Here is a 12,627-nt window from a genome sequence, read left to right as displayed (position 1 = left end):
TTCACAGCAAGACGTCACGAATCCCTTCCTCGATCGAATTATAGAGGTCCGATTTGTCGAAGTGTCTTAGGCTACCTGCGATCGTTTCGAGGTCATCTTTCGAGTAATTGATCGTGATCCCTTTTTCTTGCTCGAGGTCGCTGATGATGTCTTCGATTTGGATTTCGATGATTGACTGGGCATTTTCTTCGGCGAACATTCCTTTGAGGCGGAGATCTTGTGCTTTGGCATCGAGTGACGGGATGTTTTCGAGGTGACCGATGATGATTTGTAGGAAATTCATTTGATTGTCGTCCAGATAGAATAAAGCCATATTCTTATTCCCCTTTCGTGTTCACGGACCTAACCAGCGATTGACAATGACAGTGATACAGAGCCGGCACAGACATCCGGCTAATACGATTTCGATCACCTCCATCATAATACTCTCCTCCTTCGAAAAAAATGTAGGCAGGTCGGATTCGAACCGACTTATTTCGCATAGATGCGAGTGCTCTAAACGAGTAAGCTACTGTCCTTCACCCTACTAATCACAGTTATAAGTGAACAAAAAAATAGTAATGCCAACGTTTCAATAGTGTACAACCATACATCAGTACATGAGTACAATCATACATGTACAGATATACAAGTGTGCAGATGTGTATATCTGTACAGCAGGTTCAGGCTTCTTGATCGAGCTTGAAACAAGCGCTCTGGTGGACGAACAGGTTGTAGAACCGCTCGTGCAGGACGTGGACCATCGCTTGTGTGAACTCTGGTTCAAGACCATGCACTTCGACATCGTTGTGTGCTTCGGAGATCAGCAACGTCTCGATCTCTGTCAGGGCGTATGAGAGATAGTTCGCATAGATCAATCGCTGTTCGAGGTGTGACTTCGGGCAGTTGACGAGACTGCCGTACTTGCTGAAGGTATGGATGATGGTATCATCGAAGATTCGCGGAAGTTCGAGTGTGACGAGACCTGAGATGAAAGATTGGTAGTATTCTTCAAGTTGCATGATGGGTTCCTCCTATCGGATGACTAGGCAGCAAGACGATGTCAACATTCTAGGTTGTGATTGAAGGTTGCGATTTCGTTGACGAGACTGCCATATTTGCTGATCGTCCGGACGATGGCGTTGTCGATGATGACGGGAAGCTCGGCGACGATGAAACCTCGAAGAAAAGCAGGATAATGAAATGCGTCATACATGATGTTCCCTCCTATTCGTTGGCATGAGATTTTTCATGGCGTGTACAACCATACATCAGTACATGTACTCACGATTTTGGACAAAGAAAAAAGCGCTCAAGGCGCTAGTGTGATGTTCTCTCGTCGCTCGATGGATTCGAGATTCTGTAGAATCTTCCGGAGATGCGGGAGACGATGCTGATACCTGTTGATCGTGTTCTCCGACTTCTCGATTGATTTCTCCAGTTCCGCGATCTGCTTGTCGATCGCCTTCATGCGACGTGCCCGCTCCAAGTCGTCGACCGGTACGAGCGGATGTATTCCTTGTTGGCTAGCAACTGGTCGAGCGCTCGTTTCTTGGCCGGTAAGGTAAGGATGGTATGGGGACCGTTTGTCTCAAGAAGTTGGATGGAAATACGGATGACGTCGATTTGCTTCATGATGTGTGTCCCCTTTCGAAAAAAGTAAGGCGTAGGCCTTACTTTTTTAAGATTAATACTGTGCTTTTATTTGAGCGAGCATCTGGTTGAATTCGTAATCAAATTCTTACTGATAGACGTTGAAGTTCGTGATGACGACGATCATTTGATCAGTCGATTTGACGTGTTTCAATGCGACTTCTTTCATGTCAGCGATGTAATCAGATAGTTCTGTATAGACGGCTGTTTCGAAGATGATATGAGCTTCGAGAGTGAGTTGTCCGTTTTCGTCGATTGCTGCGAGATAGGCAATGTTCTTTATGAGCGGTTGTACGGCAATGAATGATTCTGAGATGGATTTCAATAATGCGAAATCTTTTTCGATGCGCGGGTTGGTGAGTGATGTTGTGTCGCTCTACTAATAACACCCTAAGTGCTTTATAATAACCTAAATATTTACAATTAAATCCCCGGTTATAACGGTCATTCCCCTCCTTTACCACGTTGAATCATCAAAACTTTTTCATCATCGAAAACGTATCGATTGCCTTGATTTCGTTCGTATTCTCTTATGCATCGAATCATAGGATGTCTTCCAGGAATAGCTACTGCATCTGATCGTCGAATGTGGCAATTCTTTTTATTTCAGTTACTATATTCACAATAAATAACATATGTAACCCCTATAACTAGGTGAAAATACGTTCACCTCTGGGGAACTACACGATGAAAAAACGAAATGGCTCAACACCAACAATAAAATGACGTGAAATTATCATTTCACGCAAAGATGTGAAAAAAGTCTAAAAACTAAAAGTCAAAGAAGAATCTATCTGTCATCGATATTTACAATGAAAACAGGAAAAAAGTCGGATTCCCGTTCATTTGCACTGAGTCGGGTGGTTAGTCGTTAGAAAGGATCTCGATGCAACTGAGAGCGAACTCACAAAATGAGTTCGGAAAGGGGCTTGTTTTCTACATAAACGAAGCCGATGGGTCTGAAGCATGGTGCAAACGCCATGATGTTCGCATCATATATGGCACAAAAAGCGGAACATTTCCCGCAATACATCAAAATTATCCTGAACGGTTTGCAAGCGGAGTAGGGGTGATCGTTTATGCCGGAAAAACTCATCTGTCGCCGATAAAAATGCGTGAGGCACTCTTGTGGGCTAGCGCTCTCGTTGTTTTACATGGGCTTGAGTACGCTGTGCGTAAATTCTAATTTTTCCACTGCAACAAGAACGGCATCAAGATCGTTCACCATAATCCACGCAGAGATTCAAGTACGGACAATGTGGCTGCGATTCGGAAAGAGATACACCTGGTTACCATTGTCTTTATTAAAAAATACTAACGGTATATGAAATAAAAATATTCCTCGATTTCAATGGACTTCACGGGAGGGGGGCAAGTCCTCGGAAAGATTTTCCCACGTCGAACCGAGATAGACCCACAACCGGTCGGCCGGACTTTCTTCTCCGAATGCCACCTGCGCATTTTCGAATCGTTTGAAGCATTCAACTTGGAGATGTTTTCATCATCTATTTCCTAAACTTCGAATTGTGGTTTCCCTATCGAGACGTCCTTCGTATGATAGAGTATTTCCTCTTCGATTACGAGTGTTGCGATCGCCTTTTCGAGACTTGCATCGTGATTCCTCCCGCTCTTCTTCATGTGTATATGTACTCACGTATGATCGTACTCATGTGCACAAGTATATTTGTATGGTATCACACATGTACTCACGTATATATGTATGGTTGTACTCGTCCTAAATGTTTAATTGAAGCGGATATACTTTGGTTTCTCTTCAATCATGGCGATAAAGATGTCGTCCATACATGCGTCCGTCAGGGAAACCGGTCACCGGATCGAAAAATCTTGGCCGTCAATTCCTCGCTCACCGTCCAAAAGAATTGGTTACGGAACTTTACCCGCGCACCTGCTCGACGGGCAATGTGTTTACGGTTATGCGTTTCCCTCGCGTGTTCTCATCTCTTCCTTGTTTCTCGAATTAATTATCAGGTAGTAAGCAAAAGCATAAGATACATTGTTATCCACGTCAGGCTCATGATAGTCAATCCCATTGAAAGTTCGATATGATACGCCGACGCCTCATAGTAGATGATGAAGAACGTTTTTCCAGTTTGATTCGCCGGAATTCCATGTTCTTTTTCGATGGCATTTGTTTTGTAGAGTAGTAGCTTGCTTCGTTTATAATATTTCAATCGACGAAATTATTTCATGAAGACGCCTCATTAATATCATGATCATGGAGTTCCGAATTGTCGTGAATGTTGCCGATCCGTTTAAAGCCGTAAAGAATAGAGCGTGTTCGATGAACGACTGGACGTATCCGCCAGCTTCCTCTCGTTTGAATTTCATGAATCCGAAATACATACGATTCGCGTTATAGGTGAGGAACACGTCAAAATGATATTTCTGACGCGACTCGTTTTTGATGCGGAAAATGTCACCGGTGTAATATGGCGTATAGATCTCAAAAATCATTTCGTATCGTCCTTCTAGTGGTGTATCTCTGACGATGCTCGCTCTTGTGGACAATTGAGATCGGGATGTTGTAATTGATGGCGCGGAGTTTTGTAACTTTCCGGTGGACACCAGCCGAATGGATGAATACCTTGTTCGAATCGAATCGGATTTCCTCCTTGTCCTCTTCATGTATAACGTAGCCAAAGCTACCTTCTTGTTCTTTGTAGGCTTCACGCCTTGCGTCGGTACCATCGTCGCAAGGTAGATGATCCGCTTTTCAAAGATCAACTTATATCTTCACTCACAGTGGCGATACTTCAATTTACTTTTTTAAGAGTTGTAAATGTGTGAATTGTTTGCCGGTCATGTCTTTTCTTTTACATGGATTCGAGTTGTTTGCTTTCCTTGCGGGTAATGAGATTTCTGAGTGTAATGGCTCCCAAACGTTTTAGTTCTTGTTTTGTTGAATGTTTCATGATGATTTCCTCCTTTAGTGTGGTTGGTTTTGTTCACCATACTAATCACAGTTAACCGCCATAAAAAAAGAAAGAGACCGCAGTCCCTTCCTGTTCAATCTGCCTGCTCTCGGTCATCGATGAAACCATGGAGCTGAATCTCATATTCTATTCCATCCTCATGATAACTCCGCATGGCCAACTCAAATCCATTCCGGGTCAGCCGTTGAAGAAACGACAACGGAACGGATCCGCGGTAAGCGACGAAACCACAGGTCGTCAGGACTTGCGTCAATGCGCCGCGTTCATCCGTGTGTAAAAATGCATTTCGTTTCTTGACCACACTGTACGGTGTGTCATAGATGAACGTCCGATACGTCGGTTGCGGCATTCGGATTTCGCGTCCCCCTCGTGTCCCGTCCGGCAACAATACCCGATCGTCGATGAAATGCGGCAAACTGATTTCGATTTCCGGATTCGGATGCCCATCATCAAACCCGAACGATTTCAGTTGATACTCGATGCCATTCGCTTCAAGCGCCTTGAGCAAAACAAACTGAGGCGCGGATATCTTCCCTTCCACGTAGATGAATCCTCGCTGTTGCAACAAGCGGAGCACATCGTCTCCTGGATGCAGCTTTTCGACGAGACCTTTTCGTTCCAACTCAGTGTAGCGGATGATTGGTTCTTTGACTGCTTGTCTTTTCACTACGATCCCTCCCACCACCTAGTTATTCTCCCTTTTTTCCCGTTCTCCCGCTATCTACACATGAAAAAGACGCGGAAGTCGATCCCGCGTCGATGATTTATTTATCCCGGTCGTCGATGAAGTGAGGCAGGCTGAACTCATAGTCTTCCCCACCACCAAATGGCGTATGGAAGACCCGGAGATTGTATTCCGTTCCAACTTCTCGCAAAGACTTCACCATTTTCGTGATTGCATTGATATTCTTGCTCGACAGCTTCGCAAATCCGTACGTCAAAAGCGTCTTCATTCCGTCTTCTGCTGTTTGGGAGTTATGGACGCCGCTTCCACCGTTCACCAGTGCTTTGATCTCCGTCAATGTAATCGGTCGCGCGGTCTGTTTTTGTTGCCGTGTCTTATGCTGCATCGTCATTCCCATCCGCTCCATTTCCAATGATGATCACCGCGTTCGTTGGTGTCTCCTCTATTATACGAGGCAAGCGAGCGGAAATTGGACGCGTTTTGATAAATGGCTTGACCGCGGGACATGAAGTGTTTATCCTGGCTTATAGCTTTTTTTCCACGTCACCGTTTTTCGTGTCAGATCGAGCGGAACGGGCTATTTCAAATCCTGTTAATCGGAAACAACAGAGTTTCTTTCGCAAAATTTTATCGTCTCGACGCGACGGAAATCGGATCCGGTTTCCCGACTGCCTGCTCGTATTAAAAGAATATTAGCAATTTTCGGCAAAAGGGTTGACTTCTGAATTTCAAATGGTTGAGATGTAGGGGCATCAAGGAGACAAGCAGGTTTGATCACGCGGTGGCCTTTACGTTCTGGAGCCTCAGCCCAGCCTTCGCCTTCGTACCAGAACACGAATGGCAACAGGTTGCATGATGAATGAGCAATGGACACCCTCTCAGGGTCCGTTAATGTCGCGGATCACTCCTGCCACGATCGGGATTCATCGATCACGTCCCAACCATGCAACATTACCTGCTGTGATATCGGTTTCGATCTGATTGGTGTCACAGCGATGAGATATACTCTAAATACTTTCGGAGAAGCACCGGTTCAGCTCTGGCCGGTCGCGGATCCACTAGACGTCCCGTCATCCCTGATGGATCAGAGCGGATGACGCGGTGTCCACCGCAAAATACTTATCCAAAGTAGCGGACGTTTTACTTTTATACCCTACAATGAAACGGAAGAGCACGATGGAATCGGCGGTCTACCGTGTCAACTCATAAATTGTCAACGTCGTGTCTCCCTTTTCGCCTTCTTCCTGCTATTAATAGTAGGGGGGCAAAAGGCGATATATCGGTTTCACACTCAAAAAGGCGCATTGTTTCGCACATATTTTAACCCTTGTGGTTCCGTAGTACAATGGGGAACACGTTCCGAGCGGAGTAACTTTTTAAAATGCCAAAATGGCTTGATATCGCCATCGTATCAGCAAATTAAAGTTTTGCTTCTGAAAGAGGCAACCGTTCGGAAATTTCTGTAGTAGAATACGATATCGGGCAAATCCTTTCTGTGTCTGAAACGGAGTTTTCATACTTTATATCGGTGCAAAGCCGGGATCGGCCGTCCGGCGCGGAGCCACCCTATATTTTACCGTCGAATGACCTTCTATTTTCGAAGTTCAAGAAATCAGAATGGACCACGTTTTTGCACACAAAAAAACTTTTAGCGGAAGGAGCGCTTCCCTCCCCGCTTTTCGATTTTTTTTCGTGGCTTATGGAAACCACCGTCGTATCGCTAAATGTTCTTTACTCTGAAAACCCAAGTGATACGCTATACCTACGTTAACGAAGCCTTTTATTCAAGCTATCCGATTGACTAAATGGTCGGAAGCCATACAAAAAACGCAGTATTCACGCAGAAAAGCGCAAAAATCGACATAAACAATGCACCTACGTTGCAAAAACAGGGGCAGACGCCGGCTGACGGCCTCTCACCGTCTCTGACCGAAATGGTTTTCATAATGTTGGTCGATCATAATAAAGGTACAAGGAAACGCGGCGGCGACGCGGCTATTCAGGCTGTTTCTCAACCGGTACCGTTGAGGAAGAGCGGGATTGCGGATCATGATTCCGGGGTATGCAATAAGAACGTATATTCTCTATTTTTCGAAACCCAGAGGAGTGATTCACAATGGCACGATACGTCGATCGCGGAAACTTGAAATGGATACCGTTCTTAATGCCGGAACACAAGGCCATGCTGCAAAAGTATTATCGGGAAGTACATCAACTGGATGTCCCGAATTACGATCAACGCCTTGATCCACTTATTGAAAATGTACTGAATGATGCCATCTTTGACGGAGGACTCCTCCGTATCGTCGCGCATCGCAACGGAATCGAATATAAGTTCGACGCATACGTTGAGAAACTCAACTATGAAAAGGACACTGTTTTACTACGAAAAAGTAATTTCCAAGAAGAAATCGTACGCTTCGATCAGCTGATTGGTGCCTCGAAAATCTTCTAAGTATGTGCCTGGTACGCGACCATTTCCCTCGAAACGAGCGGAGTCGTCCGATGCCAATACGCCACGAAAATGTCCGATTTCGACATAAATCTGTCGAAAATGGACAATAAATGAGCGAATTCGCTTGTTTTAGTTGTCGTATTAAGGGTAATATACTTATGAAGGATACGTGGTACTATCCGGACCCGCCTGGGGGCACACTTGTCTTTGGACAAGCTGAGAAATAATACACAGGAGCATCTCACTGGAGAATGTCCAGTCGTACCGTACGATTAATTTTCGGGAGTGACCCTTTTTCAAGGGTCACTCTTTTTTGTAGATTTCACTCTAAGGAGATTAATCGTGATGAACCAACATAAAAATCGTCCTGACTTCTTTGATCAGGTTACTTTGTTTGGTCTACTCGAAATGTACGAACAGCATTTCGCAAACAAGACCTATATTTACGAGACTGACAACAAAGTCTCACCGCTTCAGATCCATTTCAAGTATGCACAGTTCCCTCACTTGATCGGATTGCATTATTTCAAATTGGGAACAAACCTTGAGATCAACGCCATGATCAAGTCAGGTGAGTTGACGATCTCTACGCTTAAAGAGAAGAACCCGCAAACTTATGAAGAAATGGAATACCGCATCATGTTCTTCAGTTTGATGGTGGAATTGATGGCCAAGCCAAAAATCGGTGAAAAAACAAGAGGACCGGCCAAGGTCATGTTCTATTGTTACGACATCCGGTACAACTGGGTGTATTATCTTGGCGTCAGCAATAAAGATTCCAAGGACCCCGCTATTTTCTACCCGATGACGTTCATCGAGGACAAGGGGCCGAAAGCGAATAAAGCGGATCGTATTCAAGCACCTTACAAATCGATGCGGATTCTTGATGCGAACGGACAAGAAATTCACAGCGTATCGTTTAAAAAATAAAACGAGACAGGACGATCTTTGGATCGTCCTTTTTTTGTTCTCTTTCACTCGACCACGGTACGAATTGCGAAACAAGGAGTATCCTCATGAGCCGACCCAAAGCATATGATCCTGTCGAGGGATACCGTTATCAGCTGTTCTATAAACATTCTGAAGTACGAGAACTGGATCATCTCGATTATGCGAAAGATCAAACCGAACTGTTTTACCTGTTGGAAGAATATCATCTATGTATGACACCGGGCACACTGCGTTACTTGCAGCTGCCCAAGCAGTATTGGCCAAAGGAAGGAGAACCCACATGAAACGCATCATCCGCATGATCAACCTGTTTGAATACGATGAATTACCGTCTCACGTCCGTCCTGTCGCCCTCCAGCATCTTTACGAACAAAATGCGTCCAGTTCGACAGCGACGACATGAAAAAGAGCGTAGAGGCCTTCCTCGATCGTTACCTTATGAAAGCCCCGCTCCCCGTGATCGATGTCGAGAAAGAAACCTTCGAGGTACGGTTCGATGATGCCGGATTCTCGTTTCTATCCGAAGAAGAACGGTAAGAACGCGCGAATCGACTCAACGCATCGTACGCCGATGAATCAGCGGGTCAGTGTTCCTTGACCGGCGTCTACACCGATTGTTATTTCTTTGACTATTTCGAAGAAAAAGGGGACACGTCGGCCGCATCGCTCGAGCAAGATATCACACGAGCGGTCTGCTTCGGCTTGAAGAAGTTCATTCATGACATGAGTACCGACCTGAGTACGGAAGGGATGCTCGTCGAGTATGGCCGGGATCATCACCTGCTTTATTTCACGAAGGATGGATTCCCGTATCAGAAAGTCCAACAAACCTGGAAGGTGATATCATGATGCTCGAAGGAAAGATTGATCGGCTAATCAAAAAACACGTCGTGACCTATCAGGAGGACTGGTACGATACGGACCTTCATTTCTATCGGCAATATCCTTATGGTCTCTTGTTACTCCGTCGTCACGGCGTCGAATATTTCTGTGGCGCGAAGTCCGAGATCTATGAACGGGAGACATTCCACTATTACTTCAATCAGCAAGTGACCGAGCAAAGTGATCGTAATCACTTCTTCCGGATCGACGAAAAGGGGATCCGGGAAGTCCCGCCACTCCGCGCCAGGTTACACTTTGAAAATATCCAAAGCAAATGAATGACCGCACGTAGACATTCATAAGCCATACAACCATACATGTACATATGTACTCAAGTATGATTGTACATTTCTGTAACTATACAGATGTACACATGTGTATAGCGCGTGATAGTTCCTGTATACAATGAATGAAAGACCATATCCGGTGTATACAAATCTACAAATCAACACCTGTCACAACTCGCCAAGATTGATTTTTTTGGATACGATGAACGAGTCAAAACTGTAAAGGGGAGATTAGCATGCCTGAGACGAACAATCAAAAAGGTCGTGAACAATATCAAAACGAATACATACAATCAAGGGTCGTCATGGATCTAACAAACAAGGAAATCCGTCGCCTGGAGAAAAAGATCAAGAAGATGCAAGACAAGATCAAAGTGTATGAAAAAACACAGTCGAACATCAAAATGTTGCCCGTCGCGGAACTCTTGATCGAACCAATTGAAAGACATGTCGGGCAACGATTATTTCCAAAGAGTGAATGGCGGTATTTCCGGTATTTAGTACCCGGTGATATTCAATACATCGAGAACTTCTGGGTCGGTGACAATAGCGTACATTGTCTCATCGTCTATCAGGATGATACGTCTTCACCCGACCTGTCGTATCTCGGTCATCCGACCGGTAAGAAAATTGAAGAAGGTAGCGTCGCAATCGGATATCGAGAAGACCGCCATCACCATGATTTACCGGAAGAATACGATGAAATCGTCGAGATTATCCTCGATCTGTATTCGAAGGAAAACTATGAGTTGTTCCTGGAACGATTCCCTGCCGAAGTAAAACTATTCACGTGATGTTATGTGTACATGTACTCATGTATGGTTTCATGGTTGTATACATCGAGAAGACTGTCAGTAAGCGATTTTTACTTTGGGAAAAGGGGGACAATCGATGCGCTACCAATCCAAACCATGACCGATCGAAGCGTTTTGCTTTGGTGTCGACAATTGGCCAAAATGGTTTTCACGAGCGAAGGACGCCGGAGGGATCGACATCATCTATGCGGAGGACACGTTCACACGTGACGTCTGTTTCGTCCGGACGACGCCACCCGTCTATTGTCCGGAAGGGGATTTCCTGATTTATTCTGAAAGACATATTTCGCATCAATCGAAGCAGGACTTCGAGAAGTTTCATGATGCGGTACCGGACGAAGAAGTCCTGCCAGCGGACTAGGTACGGATCGAAGTCCCGCTGATCCTTCAAACCATGTATGGGGAAGAAGTCGTCGCTGAGAAGTTTACTGTCGATGGTGATTTTGAGATTGTCATCAGTCAAGGGATGCGGAAAAATCAACAGGCCGTCGTCGAGGAAGTCGTTCGACAAGGACTCGACGTTCGAGATATAAAAAAAGAGCTACCACATCGGTAACTCTTTTTTTGTTATTTTCCAGCTTTGTTGAGAGCATCTTCGATGACTTTTGCCATCGTGATTTCATTCTCGAAAGCAAGTTTACGAAGGCGCGTGTGTAATTCTTTTGGCACCTGTACTGTATGACGTTGCGTCGTCTGTGGCAAGAGTGGGCTACGTTTGCCAGGACGTGACGTGTTTTTTAATAAGTCCTCGTTCATGCGTTTTGTTTCGCTCATGAGGTAACCTCCTCTTCAGAGTTGAATTGATTGATACGTCCGATTAGTTCAAGAGCGAACTCTCGGTATTGATTGAGGGCATCCTTGTCCCATCGATCGCCTTCTTCATCGAGGAGACCATGTTCTCCCCATGATTTGATTCGTTCGCGGTATAAAATCGTTGATTCGAACATCGCGTCACCAAATTGTTGTGCCGCTTGTTTCATGACACGTGCATCACTGCTCGCACCTTTCGTAAAGATGACCGAGAGGATACCAGCGATTTGAAGGTCTTCATTGAAGTACGTGATCGTCTCAGCGAGGTACGGCAAGAACTTCTGTGCTGCTCGGAGCGACGTCCCGTGCGTCTGGAGACTGATGACCAGATAGTCGCTCGCGACGAATGCATTGTTCGCGTTATCCGACAGCGTCGGTGGGATGTCGATAAAGATAAAATCATACTCATCGCGAAGCGGTTCGATCAACGCATGAAGGACACTGGCACGTGCCTTGAGTCCACGAAATTTGTTCAAATAGAGTTGTAGTCCGACAAGGTCGAAGTCGGATGCGACGAGATCAAGATTCTCACGGACGTTGTACAAGGCGAGCTTCAGGTCTCCTGCCTGGAACGCTTCGAACACGGTCATGTTCTCGTCCAGATTCAATTCAGGCATCAAGAACGCGGTGGCATCGGCTTGGGGATCAAAGTCGACGACGAGTGTTTTATACCCCATCTTCGAAACTTCGTGGGCGACGCCGACTGTGGTCGTAGACTTTCCGGATCCGCCTTTGAAGTTCGAGATGTTGATGACGATGGCTTGTTTCGACATGAAAAGGAACCTCCCTATAAAAGTTTTTCTCGTCTTGAACACGACGAGTCGTACAATGAAATTAAGTATTCAACCTTGTATGGTTGTACACGCTACTCATTAAGAATACCAGTTCGAGGGAAACGTCAGCAAGGCGCAAAAAATAGTATAGGGTATTTATTATAGAAGAAACTCGTCAAATACCGTTCTAGTAGGTGGTCATGGGCAAGGTGATTGGAGTAGTCCGAGCGAAGGTCCGTATATCCATTTAAATCATTTTGTGACGAATTTCTTCTATTAAATGGGGACGCAATAAAATGCAGGATTCTCGTTCGATTCCGTATGGTTGTATGAATGTACTCACATATGATTGTATGGTTGTACTCTTGTATGGTTGTATGATT

The 12,627-nt window shown here is 45.1% G+C and carries 24 protein-coding genes and 1 tRNA gene; 11 read left to right on the top strand and 14 right to left on the bottom strand.

Features of this window, described 5'->3' with window-relative positions; translation table 11 throughout:
• Position 1 precedes the first annotated feature (1 nt).
• The 7 genes from R7V76_RS13950 to R7V76_RS13920 form a co-directional block, all read right to left on the bottom strand.
• Positions 2-313 (bottom strand): hypothetical protein, encoded by a 312-nt coding sequence (locus tag R7V76_RS13950; protein WP_318093289.1) that lies wholly within the window; start codon positions 311-313, stop codon positions 2-4.
• A gap of 134 nt (positions 314-447) precedes the next feature.
• Positions 448-518 (bottom strand) — tRNA-OTHER (locus R7V76_RS13945).
• Positions 519-662: 144 nt separating this feature from the next.
• A complete protein-coding gene (locus R7V76_RS13940) occupies positions 663-1,001 on the bottom strand; it encodes a hypothetical protein (protein WP_318093287.1) in 339 nt (112 codons plus the stop codon).
• Positions 1,002-1,042: 41 nt separating this feature from the next.
• Positions 1,043-1,195 carry a hypothetical protein gene (locus tag R7V76_RS13935; protein ID WP_318093285.1) on the bottom strand — a complete coding sequence of 51 codons (153 nt, stop codon included), beginning with the start codon at positions 1,193-1,195 and terminating at the stop codon, positions 1,043-1,045.
• Positions 1,196-1,291: 96 nt separating this feature from the next.
• Positions 1,292-1,450 carry a hypothetical protein gene (locus R7V76_RS13930; protein ID WP_318093282.1) on the bottom strand — a complete coding sequence of 53 codons (159 nt, stop codon included), beginning with the start codon at positions 1,448-1,450 and terminating at the stop codon, positions 1,292-1,294.
• Positions 1,447-1,614 (bottom strand): hypothetical protein, encoded by a 168-nt coding sequence (locus R7V76_RS13925; RefSeq protein ID WP_318093280.1) that lies wholly within the window; start codon positions 1,612-1,614, stop codon positions 1,447-1,449. Before R7V76_RS13925 ends, R7V76_RS13930 begins: the two co-directional genes overlap by 4 nt.
• 106 nt (positions 1,615-1,720) lie before the next feature.
• Positions 1,721-1,957 (bottom strand): hypothetical protein, encoded by a 237-nt coding sequence (locus tag R7V76_RS13920; RefSeq protein ID WP_318093278.1) that lies wholly within the window; start codon positions 1,955-1,957, stop codon positions 1,721-1,723.
• Between the two features lie 561 nt (positions 1,958-2,518).
• On the opposite strand from R7V76_RS13920, the gene R7V76_RS13915 reads away from it, so the two are divergent.
• A complete protein-coding gene (locus R7V76_RS13915; RefSeq protein WP_318093276.1) occupies positions 2,519-2,818 on the top strand; it encodes a hypothetical protein in 300 nt (99 codons plus the stop codon).
• Positions 2,819-3,810: 992 nt separating this feature from the next.
• Here R7V76_RS13915 and R7V76_RS13910 read toward each other — a convergent pair.
• The 4 genes from R7V76_RS13910 to R7V76_RS13895 form a co-directional block, all read right to left on the bottom strand.
• Complete coding sequence (locus R7V76_RS13910; RefSeq protein WP_318093275.1) at positions 3,811-4,107, bottom strand: hypothetical protein; 297 nt, start codon at positions 4,105-4,107, stop codon at positions 3,811-3,813.
• 552 nt (positions 4,108-4,659) lie between these two features.
• On the bottom strand, positions 4,660-5,253 hold the full coding sequence (locus R7V76_RS13905; RefSeq protein WP_318093273.1) for a hypothetical protein: 594 nt from the start codon (positions 5,251-5,253) through the stop codon (positions 4,660-4,662).
• Positions 5,254-5,350: 97 nt separating this feature from the next.
• Positions 5,351-5,662, bottom strand: coding sequence for a hypothetical protein (locus R7V76_RS13900; RefSeq protein ID WP_318093271.1), 312 nt, complete (start codon positions 5,660-5,662; stop codon positions 5,351-5,353).
• A gap of 201 nt (positions 5,663-5,863) precedes the next feature.
• Positions 5,864-6,145: a hypothetical protein gene (locus tag R7V76_RS13895; RefSeq protein WP_318093269.1), complete on the bottom strand. Its 282-nt coding sequence runs from the start codon at positions 6,143-6,145 to the stop codon at positions 5,864-5,866.
• Between R7V76_RS13895 and R7V76_RS13890 the strand changes: the two genes are divergently transcribed.
• The 9 genes from R7V76_RS13890 (at position 6,138) to R7V76_RS13850 (ending at position 10,640) form a co-directional block, all read left to right on the top strand.
• Positions 6,138-6,368 carry a hypothetical protein gene (locus R7V76_RS13890; RefSeq protein WP_318093267.1) on the top strand — a complete coding sequence of 77 codons (231 nt, stop codon included), beginning with the start codon at positions 6,138-6,140 and terminating at the stop codon, positions 6,366-6,368. The genes R7V76_RS13895 and R7V76_RS13890 overlap by 8 nt on opposite strands.
• Positions 6,369-7,387: 1,019 nt before the next feature.
• Positions 7,388-7,726: a YolD-like family protein gene (locus tag R7V76_RS13885; RefSeq protein ID WP_318093265.1), complete on the top strand. Its 339-nt coding sequence runs from the start codon at positions 7,388-7,390 to the stop codon at positions 7,724-7,726.
• A 345-nt stretch (positions 7,727-8,071) separates the two neighbouring features.
• Positions 8,072-8,656: a PBECR4 domain-containing protein gene (locus R7V76_RS13880; protein ID WP_318093263.1), complete on the top strand. Its 585-nt coding sequence runs from the start codon at positions 8,072-8,074 to the stop codon at positions 8,654-8,656.
• Between the two features lie 86 nt (positions 8,657-8,742).
• Entirely contained in the window at positions 8,743-8,961 is a 219-nt protein-coding gene (locus tag R7V76_RS13875; RefSeq protein ID WP_318093261.1) for a hypothetical protein, read from the top strand.
• Positions 8,958-9,080: a hypothetical protein gene (locus R7V76_RS13870; protein WP_318093259.1), complete on the top strand. Its 123-nt coding sequence runs from the start codon at positions 8,958-8,960 to the stop codon at positions 9,078-9,080. Before R7V76_RS13875 ends, R7V76_RS13870 begins: the two co-directional genes overlap by 4 nt.
• On the top strand, positions 9,077-9,214 hold the full coding sequence (locus R7V76_RS13865; protein WP_318093257.1) for a hypothetical protein: 138 nt from the start codon (positions 9,077-9,079) through the stop codon (positions 9,212-9,214). The genes R7V76_RS13870 and R7V76_RS13865 overlap by 4 nt, the downstream gene beginning before the upstream one ends.
• A 57-nt stretch (positions 9,215-9,271) precedes the next feature.
• Positions 9,272-9,526, top strand: coding sequence for a hypothetical protein (locus tag R7V76_RS13860; RefSeq protein WP_318093255.1), 255 nt, complete (start codon positions 9,272-9,274; stop codon positions 9,524-9,526).
• Positions 9,523-9,837, top strand: coding sequence for a hypothetical protein (locus tag R7V76_RS13855; RefSeq protein ID WP_318093254.1), 315 nt, complete (start codon positions 9,523-9,525; stop codon positions 9,835-9,837). The genes R7V76_RS13860 and R7V76_RS13855 overlap by 4 nt, the downstream gene beginning before the upstream one ends.
• Before the next feature lie 245 nt (positions 9,838-10,082).
• The gene (locus R7V76_RS13850) at positions 10,083-10,640 is read left to right on the top strand and encodes a hypothetical protein (RefSeq protein ID WP_318093252.1); all 558 of its coding nucleotides are present in this window, start codon (positions 10,083-10,085) and stop codon (positions 10,638-10,640) included.
• A 169-nt stretch (positions 10,641-10,809) separates the two neighbouring features.
• Here the strand turns inward: R7V76_RS13850 and R7V76_RS13845 are convergent, their stop codons facing one another.
• On the bottom strand, positions 10,810-11,052 hold the full coding sequence (locus R7V76_RS13845; RefSeq protein WP_318093251.1) for a hypothetical protein: 243 nt from the start codon (positions 11,050-11,052) through the stop codon (positions 10,810-10,812).
• A gap of 3 nt (positions 11,053-11,055) precedes the next feature.
• On the opposite strand from R7V76_RS13845, the gene R7V76_RS13840 reads away from it, so the two are divergent.
• Positions 11,056-11,217, top strand: coding sequence for a hypothetical protein (locus R7V76_RS13840; protein WP_318093249.1), 162 nt, complete (start codon positions 11,056-11,058; stop codon positions 11,215-11,217).
• An 11-nt stretch (positions 11,218-11,228) separates the two neighbouring features.
• On the opposite strand, the gene R7V76_RS13835 is transcribed toward R7V76_RS13840, so the two are convergent.
• Positions 11,229-11,435 carry a hypothetical protein gene (locus R7V76_RS13835; protein ID WP_318093247.1) on the bottom strand — a complete coding sequence of 69 codons (207 nt, stop codon included), beginning with the start codon at positions 11,433-11,435 and terminating at the stop codon, positions 11,229-11,231.
• Entirely contained in the window at positions 11,432-12,244 is an 813-nt protein-coding gene (locus tag R7V76_RS13830; RefSeq protein WP_318093246.1) for a ParA family protein, read from the bottom strand. Before R7V76_RS13830 ends, R7V76_RS13835 begins: the two co-directional genes overlap by 4 nt.
• Positions 12,245-12,627: the final 383 nt, after the last annotated feature.

It is taken from the genome of Exiguobacterium artemiae, from assembly GCF_033342815.1.
GTDB lineage: Bacteria > Bacillota > Bacilli > Exiguobacteriales > Exiguobacteriaceae > Exiguobacterium_A > Exiguobacterium_A artemiae_A.
This window is presented reverse-complemented; position numbering and strand designations above follow the sequence as displayed.